Origin of the sequence: Sediminibacterium goheungense (genome assembly GCF_004361915.1) — a bacterium.
In the GTDB taxonomy this organism is placed as follows: Bacteria; Bacteroidota; Bacteroidia; order Chitinophagales; family Chitinophagaceae; genus Sediminibacterium; species Sediminibacterium goheungense.
This window is the reverse complement of sequence record NZ_SNWP01000011.1, coordinates 64,812-80,463: the sequence shown is the minus strand read 5'-3', so window position 1 is coordinate 80,463 and position 15,652 is coordinate 64,812. Positions and strand designations below refer to the sequence as shown.

Genomic DNA, 15,652 nt, shown 5'->3' with positions numbered 1-15,652 from the left:
ATTTTCTCCATACAATTTCACTGAAGTTCCCTGAGAATCAGTAGATTTGGCATTACCCCTCATTCTAATAGCAATGCCAGAAAAGAAAACAGTTATTACGGGAACCGGAAGTTATATTCCACCGCACATTAAGACCAACCGCGATTTTACTGTTCAGGATTTTTATACTGAAGATCATCAGCGCATTGTAGCTGCCCCCAATGATATCATTGAAAAGTTTCGCGATATTACCGGTATTGAAGAGAGAAGATATGTAGGCACTGAATTCAATGCCTCAGATATGGCTGTTATTGCGGCCAAGCATGCTATTGAAGATGCGGGTATTGATCCGGAAACGCTTGACCAGATTATAGTAGCACACAATTTCGGCAATGTGGTAAAACATACCATTCAAACCGATGTACTACCCGCACTCGCATCCAGGGTAAAGCAGGCATTGCAGATCCGTAATCCCTCCTGTGTTGCTTACGATATTCTTTTCGGATGTCCGGGCTGGATACAGGGTGTAATCCAGGCCGATGCATATATAAAAGCCGGTATTGCAAAAAAATGTCTGGTTATCGGAACTGAAACATTAAGTCGTGTAATTGACCATTACGATCGCGACAGTATGATTTTCAGTGATGGCGCCGGAGCCTGTATTATTGAAGAAAAAGAAGGTGATAGTGGTATACTTGCTGCCAGCGTACAAAGTCATTGTATAGATGAAGCCTATTATCTCTATATGGGTAAATCCAACTTCCCGGAATCTGATCCAAGAATCCGTTACATAAAAATGAAGGGTCGGAAAGTATATGAGTATGCCATTAAAAATGTACCTGCAGCTATGAAAGACTGCTTAGACAAATGTGGAGTGCATGTAACGGAAGTAAAAAAATTCTTTCTTCACCAGGCCAATGAAAAAATGGATGAAGGCTTTATCAAAGTGCTGTATAAACTCTATGGTTTAAAAGAAGTACCCCAGCATATTATGCCGATGAGTATACATAAGCTGGGCAACAGTTCGGTAGCTACCATACCTACTTTGTATGACCTGGTGAAAAGAGGCGTTCTCGATGATCATTCCTTACAAACAGGTGATATTGTTATGTTTGCTTCCGTTGGAGCCGGGATGAATATTAATGCCGTTTGTTACAGGGTATAAGCATACTACATACTTTTAATCATGAGGCAGGCTTTTCAGTTTAAATAAAGCTTGATTACCTGAATTAAGCATATTAACGATTGCTTCAAAATTTTTTTCTGAAGCTGAGAGATTGATTCGTTTATCAATGATCCTTCTGTTCTTATAAAGAATAAAAGTATTCTTCACAAAAGGATCAATCCTGTTCAGGTTTGCCTCCGATGCTGTATCACTGAATGAAGGCACAAAACACAAAGCCAGCTGTTCTATCCCCAGTTCCTTACCTAGTTTTTCCAACTCCATACGACGCTTGTCATGATTATACCCTTTTTCATTGCCATACACAAAATAGACTTTCAGGTATGTTTTTCGTAACCTACTTTCTTTTTCCAGAAAGAATAACCAGCGTTTGATATCTATCCAGTCTGGTTGGTTCCCTACAAAATAAAGCAGGCCATGGAAACGACCATATTTACAAACCGGACAGGCCCTTGAACCCTTATCGGGCCCGTAAGCATGATATGGCATGAAAGATGGCTGATCATATCCAATAGGTAAGCCGGAACTATTCACACCCTTTGTATTATCAGGATAATCAGGAATATTCAATCCGAGTATGATATCATGTTCTGCTATCTGAATATCGCCCTGCAGCAGTACACGTAATACGCCACTTCCGCCCCTGTTTTCCATAGGGTATTTTTTCTGAAAAGGAATGAGCAATGGATCTTCATCAAAAACCAAATCATCAACATAATATTCATTCGCTAAATCCGGCTCTTTCACCAGCATATGGATATGTGCAGGAAAAATGTCATTTGGATAAGGAGCGGGTCGAATCGTATATATGCTGTACTCCCCTTTTTCATTGGTTTTTACCCAGCCACGGATATGTCCATGTTTTTTAGCTTTGGTGCTGAGCCCTTCTGATGCTACATAATACCCCTGCGCATTCGTTTGCCAATAATAGAGTAATACATTGGCGGCAGGTGTTTTACCATCTTTCTTAAAAACAATACCGGTTAACACCAGCTTTTGGCCTTTTTCAAACCAACCTGCGCTGGTATCAGTATGGTTTATCTGAGCCGGCATATCAACATACATAATATCGCAGCCCTCACAGTTACCACCAACTTTCCCGGCAGGAGAATGTTTCCGCTCGGCTTTGTCATTTTGCTGGCCTGCACAGGAAACAAAAAATGAAAAAAGAAAACAACTCAGTAAGAAACGATTAACCATTAAGCGCATAACAGATTTTTAGGGCAAAATTCCTGTTAACGCAAAGGATCATGAAATCAAATAGGCTGTCCTGATGAAAAAATGGTCTAAGCCGATGACCTGCTGCTCATGATTTGCCTGAAAGCCTGTACATAGTTCCTGCTCAATCTGATTTCCTGTTGGTTTTTGAGTAATATATCATAATCACCGTTTAACCTTGATCGGTAAGAAAGCACAAAATGGCTATTGATAATGGTGGTTTTATGTACCCTCACAAATACCTTGGGATCGAGCTGTAAGGAAATATTCCGTAGCGTAGCTGTGTGCAGGTATTTTTTCTTCTCAGTATGAATTGCTATGTATGGACTGGCTGAAGAAATAAGAATGATTTCTTCAGTTGAAACCAGTATATGTTCATTACCCTGTTGCAGCATCAGCTCTTTTAGTGCTGCGTATTTTGGTGTTGCCGGGATATTTTTTTCCGTGGCTTTTTGTTTATAAATGATCCATGCCAGCAATCCATAAGCCATGAGATATTTATATAAATCGTTCGAGAGTGTATACGTAAATACTTTAGACAGGGTATAAGTATGATCAAAAAGAAAAAACGAAAGGGTTGTTACCATAATGGCATATAAGCTTATATGCAACAACAGCCCTGTAATAATGATTGTGGTAAATCGAAGAACAATACTGTTCTGTTTTGCCACCATTTGTAAGAACGGCTTTCTCCTTATAAAAAAGATTACGGGAATAAACCAGAGCCAGTAGCTATTGAATAGAAGTGATTCTGTCCAGTAATAACTGCTATTATTTCTAACTGTCGATAATAAATCCTGCAACATTGTTACGATCACGAGTAGCAGAAAAAGGACACTAAGTTTTTTCCCTGGCAGGATATTATCATTATAAAAAACCGGAGTTTGCATATATTTTAATTTTCTCTAAAAACCTAACGGGTAACCTTATGATGATATTAATCATTGTATTTTTTGAGATCAAAATCTATAAAATACAGATCCTCATACATCCTGCCCTCTCCTTTTTTCTGTCTTGAAAAATACAACCGTTTTTCTTTTTCATGATAAAAGGGACAAAACTCCGCCAATGCTGAATTTATTTTTGCACCGAGATTTTTGGGTGACGACCACTTATCATTTTTTCTAAAACTAATGTAGATATCAACTTCCCCATAACCGGTTGAATCAGAAGAAAAATAAAGTATATAATCTTCATCGGGTGAAATAAACGGATTCGATTCCCTGAATTTTTCTGTATTAACCGGCAGTCCTATATTTTCCGGCTCCTGATAAACACCATTCACTTTTCTGGAAACATAAATATCTGAATTACCCGCCTTTGTCGGATTTTCTTTCATAAAATAGATATCTCCTTTTCTTGTAACAGAAGCATATGACTCGGAAGCATCTGTATTAATCACATTACCTAAATGATAGGGAGCCGTCCAACCAGTCGCGGTTTTACCAACCGCCCAGATATCAAAACCTGTTCTGTTCGGCCGATCGGGAACCGGACGTGTGGATTGAAACAAAACCGTTTTACCATCCGGACTGAATATCGGGTCAATATCTTTCCATTGGGCATCGGTGGTTGAAAAAGAAGCTATTACCGGTTTTGTCCAGCTACCATTCATTTTACTGGATTGCAATATTACCAGTGTATCCCGTTTTCCATTCGATCTTACCCACAAAGCTGTATTACCATCGGGAGAAATGGCGAGCCCGAATACACCACCATTTGAAATGAATCCGGGTTCAAATAGTTGTGGTACTTGCTGACAATAGCAGTTCATAACAACCAGCATTGCGAATAAAAAAATACTTGTTTTCAGCATTGGTTACTTTTATGTATATCAAAGTATCGCAATAACAGAAGAATAGCTGCCAGGATTTGCTGATCGGTCGTAAAACTATTTGATCGTTATTTTTTATAAATAACACCTTCTTTCATAATAAATGAGAGTTTCTCATAAATCAACTGTTTAAAGTTCTTTTCGAGATCCCCTTTAAAAGCAATGATATCTGCATATGCTCCTTTTTTTATAACCCCCAGCTTTTCTTTTTTGCCCAATGCCTCAGCTGCGTTAAGAGTCCCATACTGTAATGCTTCATTCAGCGGTATACCTGCTTCGACATAAGAAACCAATGCATTTTTTGCTGCCACACCTATCGGACGAGGTATATACAGATATAGATCTGAGCCAAAAACAATTTTTACGCCCATTTTATAAGCTCGTATTATTCTCTCTTTAGTAGATGCTACAAAACCACGGATATCTTCATCAGAGATATTACTTTTCGCATAGTCTACAATTTCTTTATACCCTTCAAAAGTGCCGTCGGTTGGCACCAGGTATACAGCTTTTTTAGCCATCAGCTCAAGTGTACTATCCGAAATACCATATCCATGTTCTATACCATCTACGCCGGCTAATACCGCATCTCTCACTACCTGATCGTAAGTGGCATGAGCCGTTACTTTTATACCGAATGAATGTGCTGTTTCTACGATGGCTTTCATCTCATCTATCGAGAAGTTCAGACCGTTGTCATTGGTAGCGCAGATTTTAATGAGATCCACCGTTTTTTCCTTATGTCTCTTCACTTCCTGCCTGGCTTCTTCTTCCGATCGTACAATGCTGTATTCCTTCTCCGGCAAGTGCTTATTTTCTTCGGCTAATTTACCGAACTGTCCGCCGGGTGGACTAATAATCGGACCCGACACCAGCATCCGAGAACCTTTCACCCATCCTTTCTGAATCGCATTCCGCAAGGTAACATCGAGATATTGTCCTGAATTACCCAAATCACGCACTGTGGTGATGCCAGCCATTAAAAATGATTCGGCAATATTACCACCTCTTAATAAACGATCTGCATCACTATGTTCAATAATATCTGACTCCATGGGTGCTCCACTTTTCTGCATAAACAAAAAATGGGTATGGGCATCTATTAAACCTGGCATTACGGTAGAACCAGAGAGATCGATCAGTTCATAACCCGGATAATTTTTTGTATCTGCCGGCTGATGGTTCAGGATTTTATCACCTTCCACAAAAACATACTGGTTGAGCAGGAATTTTTTATTAACCGCATCATAGAGTTTACCCGCTTTTATCAGGTATTTTTTTACCGGCTGCGCTTTGGCATCGATGGCAGTAAAAAACAGAAGAACTACAATTGTTAGGATTCTCTTGAATGGTAAGCCTGTCATAACAAAATAGATGAGTAAGCAATTTACTCATTATTATATTTTGTTATAGCTTATCCCAGTTAAAATTTACTTTCCAACGTTCGTATTTTGATCCTGTTTTGAGTTGCCCTTCATATATACTATGGTTACCTGAAACCAGGTATGCCATTACACAGGCAATGAGCACATATACGGTACTATCAAAACCAAATAATTCAATGGCCATTACCGTACAGGCAATCGGCGTATTGGTGGCACCGGCAAATACAGCTACAAAACCCATTCCGGTAAGAAGAGATAAAGGAAGTGGTATCATAACAGATAAGGCATTACCCAACAAAGCACCGATAAAAAATAAGGGTGTTACTTCTCCGCCTTTAAACCCTGCTGCTAATGTTACAATGGTAAACACTATTTTAAGTGCGAAATCGTAAGAGGGCAATGCTGTTTCAAATGACTGAACAATGGTGGGAATACCTAACCCGATATATTTTGTAGTACCCATAAAACATATTGCAACTGCAATAAGCAAACCTCCTGTTAGTGGTCTTAGCGGTGCATAAGGAATTATTTTCTTAAAAAGCTGACTACTGAAATGCATACCCTTGCAAAAAATCATAGCGCAAAGTCCAAAAGTAACACCGGCTATTACCGCATATACAAGATTCATGCCTGTAATATCCGGCACAGTAGAAATGGTATAGTGTGTATGGGGTGTTTGCCATAAGCGGGTAACCTGATCTGCCAGTAATGCAGATACCGAGGCAGGGATGAAAGCTGTGTATCTGAGTTTCCCTATCCGCAATAATTCAAGACTGAATACCAAACCTGCCAGCGGTGTGCCGAATACAGAACCGAAACCTGCGGCGATAGCAGCAATGATCAGTATTCTTCTTTCATCTTCCGATAAGCGAAATGGAGTACTCAGTTGGTCTGCCATAGCACCCGACATCTGCAAAGCGGTACCCTCCCTACCGGCAGAACCACCTAACAGATGCGTTACCATAGTACCGATGTATACAAAGGGTGCCATACGAAAGGGTATCTTTTTCGCCGGCTTATGAATGGTATCAATCAACAGATTATTACCTGCTGTTACTTCTTTTCCGTAATAATGGTATAGCAAACCAATACCCAAACCACCTATCGGTAGCAGAGCGATGATCCAAAGATGTGTTTCACGGAAGTTGGTTACCCAATCAAGGGTTTGCAGAAAGAAGGCTGAAGCGGTACCCGCAGCTAATCCAATGATACAGCATATAAGCGCCCACCTGAAAAAAACACGAACGATATGGGTGGCTGATTTCATTTCCTGTATAAAAGTAAAACATAATCAGCAGGATTTTTTAGCCACAGATACACAGATTATTAAAATCTGTGTATCTGTGGCTAAAAATTATTTCAACCGCTCCAATACCCCTTTACGTTTTACAATATTTTTATAATCCCACTGAATATCACGCGACTTTTTGAGCCAGCGTTTTAAATCTTTTTTATTGATCTGGTCTAAGGCTGTATACCTTTTTTCTGCCGCCTTAAATTTTCCTTCTTTTGTAAGGCCCTCTTCCTCAAAACTTCCACCACTCCAGAACAATAAACGAACACAGTTTTTTAATTTGTCGTACCCTACGATTGGATTAGCCTCCAGAAACCATACAGGATGCGCGTGCCAGATTTTATTTTCGGCATCGGGTAGTTGTTCGCTGATAACCTCAAACAAAGTATCACAAATAGCTTTATCATCTGCAGCCAATGCCCGGTGGTAGTTTTGAATGTCTTTTTGCATGGTTATAATTTGTTTTCAACTGATTTTTCTTTTCGCCGTAATACCAATGCACTCACAAATGCCACTACCAAACCAATGGGAAGCACTTCAGCATAAGTCATGAGTATGATAAAAAACGGACTTTTATACATCTCCTTCAACTGTTTCATTTGAGCTGTTTTATCAGCAATGATTGTTGCGGTATCTCCATTGCGTGTACAGGTATTGATTACATGTGCTGAATACACATCTATAAAATCTGGCACAAACAGATAATAATAAAACAACCATACCAGCACATACATGGTTGAACCGAGTAGGGCAATGAATGCGCCTGTTTTAAATGCTTTTCCCAGACTTATAATTCCGTCCAGTTCTTTGTTACGGTAGTTCCTGATGCCAAAAAAGGTAAGAGAGAATACCACAATCATGGCGGCATAACCTACAATATCATTGGTTTGCAGATCGGGTTTTGTGTAAAGCAGGTGTACCATATAGAACATATGGCCAAGGAGAAGGGCGCCTAAAATGAGTCCGAAAATGAAAACATTCTTTTTCATCGTGTATAATTTTACGCAAATCTATCCGCACCTGCAAACTCCCATCTCATACTAAAGTACCAAATTGCATTAAAGGGGGTGAATTTCATACTTAAGTAGGATGTATTACTATGCAGGCTCTGTTCTAAAGAATGAACAGTATTTGCTATTCACCGCAGAGAACCGGAACGCGCAGGGGTTGCGCAGGGTCTTTCTTTATATATTAAGGGGTTAATCTAAGGCGTTTGGCTTTTTCGATGGCCTGGGTGCGGTTTTTTACGTCCATTTTGAAGAGCAGGTTTGAAACATGGGTTTTTACCGTACTCAGCGATAGAAATAATTGCTCACCTATTTCTGCATTACTCAATCCTTTCGACAGCTGTTGCAACACTTCATACTCACGGGTAGTAAGGTTGAGTTTTGCAAGTTCCACCTCATTCAGCACAAATGACTCCGGTGAAACCACATACACCTGTTTCTCTACCACCACCGTTTCTATTTTGGGTTTGGTTAACTGCGACGCTACCCAGATACCCAATAGTGTGAAGAATACCGCTATCAGACCTACATATATATCAACGGAATGATCTACAATCAGGTATTTCCACTGCATCCATTTCAAAGCAAATACCAATAATGCCATCAGTACAGCATATAGAAAAACAGATTTCGCTGATTTCAGCTTTTGCCTGATAAATACGATTGTTTTCATGATCGATCAACGGTTCGATCCGAAGATAAATAATTCCCAAAACTTACGTAACTAATCAGCAGCTATCTCTTCTAAAATATTACAGAGTTCTTCCGGCTTACTGAAAAAAGGAGAATGACTGCTTGCCATGCGGTATACTTTTTTACAAACCGTTTCTGTATACATTTTCTGTTGAATAAATGGCGTCACCGCACGATCTTCTGTGCATTCAATATAATAACGGGGAACGGATCCAAAATGCTCATCACTCAATACCATGGGTGTAATCCCTGTTGCCACACTTTCATGACTCAGTAAAAGTTTAGCCAGTTCTGTAATATAGTCTTCACAATCGTGGTAGAGACCTTCTTTATAAATTTCCGCTTGCAAAGTATGTGACCCCGTTTCTGGATAACGCGTAACATAAGGTTTCAATACGCCGTGTATATCCTGCGCCGAATATTCGGCCTGCGTTTTTCCATTGGGAATGAGGTAGGCAGCCAGGTAAACCAGTTTTTCTATTTTATGCGGGCGATTTTCTGCTGCATGCGAAATAACAATACCGTTTTTGCTATGTCCGACAAGAATCACCTTCTCTTCAGCCTCATCGATCAGTTTACATAATTTATCAACCGACATAGTTAATGTTACTTCCTGTATGGGTGTTTTATCTCTTCCCATACCTGGCAAATCGATGGCTATGGCCTTATGACCCTGTGCTTCGAGCATAGGGATTAGTTTATGCCAGTTCCAGGCACTGTGCCAGGAACCGTGAACGAGAATGAATGTTTTCATGATTGTCAGGTTATTTTCTGTGCGAAGATGAATTTCTGCATCCTGTATGGCAACCCGAAAATTGCTATCTTATTAACTAACCAGATTGGGTATCAGACTATGAGACAGGAAAGATCTTTATTGATTTTGAAACCTTCAAAATTGGATATTCATTATTCAATATTCCCATCCTCCATTCTTGCGCCTTCCCAGCCTATGATGGCGGTTTTTCTTGTTGGGCCCCACATGTAGCTGCCTATGTGTCCGGTGGATTGTATCACACGATGACAGGGTATCAGATAAGCAACAGGGTTACTACCGATAGCAGTACCTACTGCGCGGGAAGCGCCGGTGTTTCCAATATGTTCGGCAATGCTTCCATAGGTAGCAAGTTTTCCCATCGGAATTTTTAAAAGAGCCTCCCAGACCTTCAATTGAAATTCCGTTCCCTTCAAATGCAGCTTGATATCCGATAATCCAGACCAGTCGTTTTGAAAAATGAAGAGGGCATTTTGTTGCAACAGATCCAGTTTTTGCTGATAACTGGCATGGGGAAATTTTGTTTTCAGGTTGTTCAAGGCTTTTGTTTCATCTTCTTCAAAAGCCATATGACAAATACCCTTGGATGTAGATGCAATCATCAGGCTGCCGAATGGGCTTTCTGCAAATGAGAAATTTATATGGAGCGCTTGCCCACCGTTTTTATATTCAGCGGGGGTCATGCCTTCGATATTGATAAAAAGATCGTGTAGTCTTCCTGTTCCTGACAAACCCAATTCCATGGCTGTATCAAAAAGAGTAGCCTGTTGTTCTTTCAGTAATTTCTTGGCATGTTCTGTACTGATGTATTGGAGAAATTTTTTGGGGGTAGTTCCCGCCCATTCACTAAAGAGGCGCTGGAAATGAAAAGGACTCAGGTGCACCTGTTCTGCCAGCTCTTCCAGACGGGGTTGTTGTTTAAAATTAGCATTAATATATTCTATCGCTTTTGCGATACGATTATAATTGAGCTGTTCTTGTTCCTTCATACCTATTATTATATAAAGCGAAGTTCTGGGTTGGCCAACCCTTGCACAACCCGAAAATTGCGGAATATGAAGATCAGCAAAAAAATCTGTGCTTTCTGTGGCGAAAATAAATGCCACTGAAGGCACAGAAGAACACAGAAAGAGGAAGCTTATTTTTTATTCCATAGTTCTGCTCCCAGGTAGAGTTTTTCTGTCAGCAGTTTTTCAATCAGTTTCATATCATTATCACCATTCAGAAAAATAAGCCAGCCATTTTTGCTTTTCGGAAATATAACAGCCAGTGTACTCACACCGGGATCTTTGCCGCTGTGCAGTAATATATATTCATCATTACTGAACCCGGTTATTTTTTCCCAGCCCAGACCAAAATAATCCTGCTCTTTAAGCTTCACCTGATTTTTATGCATTTCATCCTGTACCGCTTGCGATAAACCGGCGCCTTGTAGAACATAGACGAGAAAATTTCCATAGTCTTCAACAGTGGTGAGCAGGTTGGCTGATGCATTGGCTTTGTAATACCTTACCGTTTCATGTGCATTCCCGTACTTATCGAAATTCTGCACATAACGGGTTGTATCCATAGCGTTATCCCACCAGAAACGGGTGTCTTTCATTTTGGCTGGTGTAAAAACGAGGCTGTCTGCCAATTGCTCAAGACTTCTCCCAAATTTCGCTTCCATGGCTTTGCGCAGGTATTCGAACCCTTCTCCGGAATATTGGAACCTGGTTCCCGGTTCAAATGCGAAACTTAGTTTTTTCGATTCGTTCAGGTATCGCCAGTTAGGAAAACCGGTTTGGTGCGAAAGAATAATTCTGGGACTGAGCTTATGCATCCAGGGGTTATTTCCCAGATCGGGGTCTTTCCAATAAGCATCCAGGGGTTCATCGAGACCTAATTTTCCCTCACTCACCAATTTCAAAGCCACTATGGCAGTAACGGGTTTGGTAAGAGAAGCCACTTTGAAAATGGCATTGTAAGGTGCAGGGTTTTTCTTATCGAGGGTTCCGAACACATTTATTTTCTGTAATTGACCATTTTCAATGATACCCATTCCTAAAGCAGGTACATTTTCTGCTTTGAGCCATGACTCGATTTCCTTTTCTACCGGAATGACTGCTGTTGATGCATTGGGTTCCTGATGGTCGTAGCTTAACACTTCTTTCAATAGCCATGTTCCGTTTTCCAATAACCAAACATGGGTAAACCTGGCCCTGTTGGTATGGCGATCTGCTTTATTGGGTTCCCGTATATAAAAATCGTGTACCCCGTTTTGAATGGCCCCATAGAGTGTACCATCCTTGTACAGGGGAAATACTTCGAGGCTGTTTTCGGTTCGTTTACGGATGGGTTTCTGGTTGGGATTACCACAGATATTGTTTCGCACAGATTCCAGAAAAGCCTGCCGGTTCTGTATGCCTCCCTTATCGTGGAAAAAGATCAGGTTCTGATGGGTAGCTGTAGACAGATAGTCCAGATCGCAAAGATTGAAGCTTCGTTCAAAAAAAACACTGTCCTGCTTTTTCAGCTGCAAAAACAGTTCTGAGGTTTTGGCTACCTGTGTATAGCCGAGGCAAGTGCCGAAAATGGTAAAAATCAGGGTTAGAAGCTGCCTGTACATCATGAATTATTTTACGGCAAAGATTGGGAACCGAACAGCTGTTTTCCCAAAAAACGGCCCGCCAATAGGCCGCCAATAAGCCGTCAAAAGCCTGTCAGGCTTATACCAGGCTAAATTTCAGCCTGATGGCAGGTGCTTTCTTTTTATCGAGGGTAATGGCATTCCAGAGAATGAGGGCAATATTACTCAATGCCAGTAGTATCATCACCACCAGGGTAAATCCGTTACTCATCGACAGCCAGTTTCTCAGAAACGCCGATAGCATAAAAAGTACAAAAGCTGCTACCGTCCAAAGTATCTGAACGGAGACCAATTGCTTCGCCATGGGAACAAGCTCTTTCTTCAGGAGCATGATAACCCATGGTATGATAATATTCAGGGGTGGTAAAAAAGCTACGGGGAGGGATGACAGGTTGACCAGTTTCAGAAAACCCAGCGGCAGCGGTTCCTGCTTTGCAACTGCTTTTAGCAGTTCGTCCTGTTCTACACCCAGGGTTTTGGCCAATACTTTGAGGGTATACCCTTTGGGATCGGTACCGGCTTCAATGCGTTGTATGGTTCTTACCGATACACCCGATTGTTCGGCCAGCTCTTCCTGGGTTAGATTTACTTTCTCTCGGGCTGCTTTTAATTTCGACATTTTGATCGCTGCTTTTACGCCTGCAAAATAGATAAGTATGGGGGGATTTTTGATTTCTTGATTTCTTGATTTCTTGATTCCTTGAATGCTTGATTCCTTGATTTCTTGATTTCTTGATTTCTTGATTTCTTGACACTTACTCTTCTTGCCTTGAAAAATAAAAATTATTATAAACCCTGACGCACTGTTTTACGGTACTCATTTCCGGGCATATCGCTTCGTTTGAGTTCAAGGGTGTACTCGCCTGCCAGTCTCGTATCGAGAATAATACGATAGGGAAAACGGGCATAGTAGGTACTGTCGTTAATTTTTGTCCAACGGTAATATTTATCAGCTAGCATATTATTTAAAAACTTTTGGTAACAGCTATCACAGGTTAATACTTTTCTTTCCTTATAACAGCGGTTTTTGTTGTCGAAGAAAAGAAGAATGTCCAGGTTTTGAACCGCTTTATCACGCACCAGATAGCTGAGTGTTGAATCAGTTTCTTCGATAAGGATATTGACGCCTGCATTGTGCGCCCTTGATTTTTCTAATTTTTTACGTGCTTTTTCTTTGGTTTGGTCGATATAGCCCTGTGCATGTGCAACAGTACTTATACAACTCATCAACAACATATATAGTACGATTCGTTTCATGTCGTTTTATTTTTTTCTTCGGCTATGATGGTATCAATAAAATCGTTCACAGTAAGTTCTTTCAAAGCTGCGTATTTTTTTCTATCCTGACCCGCCCGTTCTGCTATTTCGTATTTCATTTGCTGATATTGTATTCTGGCCCATTCGTGTTTGCGTAAATAATTACGTGATAACAAATGGCGTTCCAGTGCTTTGCTGTGTGCGGGACAAACATACAAATGGTGTGGTATGGTATCCAGTATTGGGTGTAACAGTTTTCCGTTTCTTTTAAATGCTTCCCTCTCTTCAATACCCTGGTTGCCATTGTGGAAATAGCCTATTTTTTCGAGTGCTGTTTTAATGCTTAGAAATTCTTCTTCATTTGTATAGATAATATCGAGGTCTATAATGGGTTTGGCATCCAGCTCAGGAACTGCTGTGCTGCCTACATGTTCAATGGTATGGGTGGCACCATCTAATGCATTGCTGATTGCCTGTTTGATATTTTCAAATTGTTGAATCCAATCAGGATTGTATTTTTCGATCAGCATATTGAATAGCTATTATTTACTTTCCGAAATGGAATAAAGCAATCTAAAGAAGAAACCCTACAACCAATCTCTGTTCTTACCATAAAATAAACAGGTTTTCTGAAGATACAATGTGAATATAATATTTAGATGAGCGTTCCGGGAACGAATGTTACATATTGGTCTTAAATACCAACAGCCCCTGTGAGGGGCTGTTGGATGGTAAAATAGCATGCGGTATTTACTTATACCTGAGCTTTATTTTGCTTTCAAAAACTTATTTACATCGAGCCAGTGAATAAATGCATCAAACCATCGATTACTGGTTCTGTCGGGATTACCCAGTCCGAAACCATGACCACCATTCTGGTAAAGATGAAATTCAACCGGTATACCGGCTTTAAACCAGGAATCAATGACACCAAACTGTCCCCTGAAAAGAAAATCATCAGAAGCAATTACATTAAACATGGGTGGTGCATTTTTGGGTACAGTAACCGGACCCATGCCACCGTAGATCGGACCAATAAAAGCCAGTTTCATGGTTTTTGAATTGAGTGTGGAGTGCATGGTTAAACCTGCGCCGGCTGAAAAGCCAATCATGCCTATCCGGTTGATGTCAACACCCCATTCATTGGCACGTTTCACAATCAGTGCATAAGCAGCTTCCGCGTCTGCCAATTGGTTAGAAAGATCCATCTGCTGTGGAGGTGCGGGTGTATTTGTTTTGGATGTGTCTGCAGGAGCTGGTGCCGGGGTGCGTGGGCGGTTCATCCAGGCGGAGAAGTCTTCCAGTTTATCCGGAGTAGGATGCAGACGGTACTTCAATACAAAAGCAGCTATTCCTTTATCGGCCAGTGCCTGGGCCACTTCCCAACCTTCGTTACCCAGTGAGAGCCAGCGGAAACCACCACCTGGTGCTACAATCACGGCTGCACCATTGGCTGTACCCGGTTTCGGTAGAAAAGGTGTGAGTGTTGCGGTGGTAATATTTCTTGCCATGGGATCGCCCCACTGACGAAACCATGATTCAGATGCCGGCTGATCCTTTACACCACCGGTACCCAGTAATATGGCATTGGGTTCGGGAGGTGCTTTTAAGGGATAGATGGTTCCATCCTGCGCCTTCGCAGAAACTGAAAAGATCAGTAAGGCAGTTGCTAAAAAAGAGGTTTTAGCAAAGGTTTTAAGATTGCAAGTCATGTTAGTGTTGTTTTATGATTAAAAGAAGGTCAGTCTTTTTTGCACTAATGAAGAGGACTATGCGAAGAAGGGTGGCAAGTTTCAATCGTTAATAGACCTTGATTAGTATTGACCAAAATACTAAAATTAATTGTAAAAAATACAATTAATAAAGTGGTTTTTAGTTTTCTTGTCCCAGCTGAAAATCATGCGGAGGATTGATTACCAGCTTTCTGTTTGCCTTTTATTGTTCTGAAATTTCTTTTAGTTTATACAATGCATTTGGATTAGTTTGGTGAAAGTAGTTCTGGTATTCTTCATGTTCATTACATATATTGGGCGCAAGTTAAAGGCTTTGCGAGATTTTGATAGTGTGATCTCACAGCTTGGCTGATAATAAAGCTAAGACACGATCTACCCGGGACTACTTCGCGTTGTAAGTTTCCTTATCAGAGCTTTTGAGCATTTAGCATTAGTCTACAAAAGCTGACACACATTAAAGGCTTCCTTCAAAATCAAACTTTAATTTAGCACTACCGTTTTTACAATCTTAGTTAATCCAGATTGGTCGAGAATGTCATTTTCCTGTATTTTAACCTAATCCAATTCAATTTTTTTTAAAGACAGCAATATTTGATGCTAGTCTGCAACACCCGTAACCATCAACTGAGATTCGTTATAAATAAATACAACCATCATCTAATTAGTTA

The 15,652-nt window shown here is 40.5% G+C and carries 16 protein-coding genes; 1 reads left to right on the top strand and 15 read right to left on the bottom strand.

Annotation, left to right across the window (positions count from 1 at the left end):
• The first annotated feature begins 73 nt into the window (after positions 1-73).
• Positions 74-1,144 (top strand): 3-oxoacyl-ACP synthase III family protein, encoded by a 1,071-nt coding sequence (locus BC659_RS07855; RefSeq protein WP_133474170.1) that lies wholly within the window; start codon positions 74-76, stop codon positions 1,142-1,144.
• A 15-nt stretch (positions 1,145-1,159) separates the two neighbouring features.
• Here BC659_RS07855 and BC659_RS07850 read toward each other — a convergent pair whose 3' ends face one another.
• The 15 genes from BC659_RS07850 to BC659_RS07780 form a co-directional block, all read right to left on the bottom strand.
• A complete protein-coding gene (locus BC659_RS07850) occupies positions 1,160-2,371 on the bottom strand; it encodes a dioxygenase family protein (protein ID WP_133474169.1) in 1,212 nt (403 codons plus the stop codon).
• Between the two features lie 77 nt (positions 2,372-2,448).
• Positions 2,449-3,270 carry a LytR/AlgR family response regulator transcription factor gene (locus BC659_RS07845; RefSeq protein ID WP_133474168.1) on the bottom strand — a complete coding sequence of 274 codons (822 nt, stop codon included), beginning with the start codon at positions 3,268-3,270 and terminating at the stop codon, positions 2,449-2,451.
• Between the two features lie 47 nt (positions 3,271-3,317).
• On the bottom strand, positions 3,318-4,196 hold the full coding sequence (locus BC659_RS07840; RefSeq protein ID WP_133474167.1) for a TolB-like translocation protein: 879 nt from the start codon (positions 4,194-4,196) through the stop codon (positions 3,318-3,320).
• Positions 4,197-4,282: 86 nt separating this feature from the next.
• Positions 4,283-5,578 (bottom strand): amidohydrolase family protein, encoded by a 1,296-nt coding sequence (locus tag BC659_RS07835; RefSeq protein ID WP_133474166.1) that lies wholly within the window; start codon positions 5,576-5,578, stop codon positions 4,283-4,285.
• Positions 5,579-5,621: 43 nt separating this feature from the next.
• Positions 5,622-6,866 carry a voltage-gated chloride channel family protein gene (locus tag BC659_RS07830; protein ID WP_133474165.1) on the bottom strand — a complete coding sequence of 415 codons (1,245 nt, stop codon included), beginning with the start codon at positions 6,864-6,866 and terminating at the stop codon, positions 5,622-5,624.
• An 87-nt stretch (positions 6,867-6,953) separates the two neighbouring features.
• Complete coding sequence (locus BC659_RS07825; protein WP_133474164.1) at positions 6,954-7,343, bottom strand: DUF1801 domain-containing protein; 390 nt, start codon at positions 7,341-7,343, stop codon at positions 6,954-6,956.
• Between the two features lie 2 nt (positions 7,344-7,345).
• Positions 7,346-7,882: a DUF4199 domain-containing protein gene (locus BC659_RS07820; protein ID WP_133474163.1), complete on the bottom strand. Its 537-nt coding sequence runs from the start codon at positions 7,880-7,882 to the stop codon at positions 7,346-7,348.
• Between the two features lie 202 nt (positions 7,883-8,084).
• Entirely contained in the window at positions 8,085-8,573 is a 489-nt protein-coding gene (locus BC659_RS17085; protein WP_133474162.1) for a response regulator transcription factor, read from the bottom strand.
• A gap of 51 nt (positions 8,574-8,624) precedes the next feature.
• Positions 8,625-9,347, bottom strand: a complete 723-nt coding sequence (locus BC659_RS07810) for an alpha/beta fold hydrolase (RefSeq protein ID WP_133474161.1) — start codon at positions 9,345-9,347, stop codon at positions 8,625-8,627.
• 152 nt (positions 9,348-9,499) lie between these two features.
• Positions 9,500-10,354, bottom strand: coding sequence for a methylated-DNA--[protein]-cysteine S-methyltransferase (locus BC659_RS07805; protein WP_133474160.1), 855 nt, complete (start codon positions 10,352-10,354; stop codon positions 9,500-9,502).
• A gap of 149 nt (positions 10,355-10,503) precedes the next feature.
• Positions 10,504-11,976: a serine hydrolase domain-containing protein gene (locus BC659_RS07800; protein WP_133474159.1), complete on the bottom strand. Its 1,473-nt coding sequence runs from the start codon at positions 11,974-11,976 to the stop codon at positions 10,504-10,506.
• Between the two features lie 97 nt (positions 11,977-12,073).
• Positions 12,074-12,613: a helix-turn-helix domain-containing protein gene (locus BC659_RS07795; protein WP_133474158.1), complete on the bottom strand. Its 540-nt coding sequence runs from the start codon at positions 12,611-12,613 to the stop codon at positions 12,074-12,076.
• Between the two features lie 167 nt (positions 12,614-12,780).
• Entirely contained in the window at positions 12,781-13,251 is a 471-nt protein-coding gene (locus BC659_RS07790; RefSeq protein WP_133474157.1) for a hypothetical protein, read from the bottom strand.
• Positions 13,248-13,781 (bottom strand): GrpB family protein, encoded by a 534-nt coding sequence (locus tag BC659_RS07785; RefSeq protein WP_133474156.1) that lies wholly within the window; start codon positions 13,779-13,781, stop codon positions 13,248-13,250. The genes BC659_RS07790 and BC659_RS07785 overlap by 4 nt, the downstream gene beginning before the upstream one ends.
• A gap of 237 nt (positions 13,782-14,018) precedes the next feature.
• Positions 14,019-14,963 (bottom strand): alpha/beta hydrolase, encoded by a 945-nt coding sequence (locus BC659_RS07780; RefSeq protein WP_133474155.1) that lies wholly within the window; start codon positions 14,961-14,963, stop codon positions 14,019-14,021.
• Positions 14,964-15,652 lie beyond the last annotated feature (689 nt).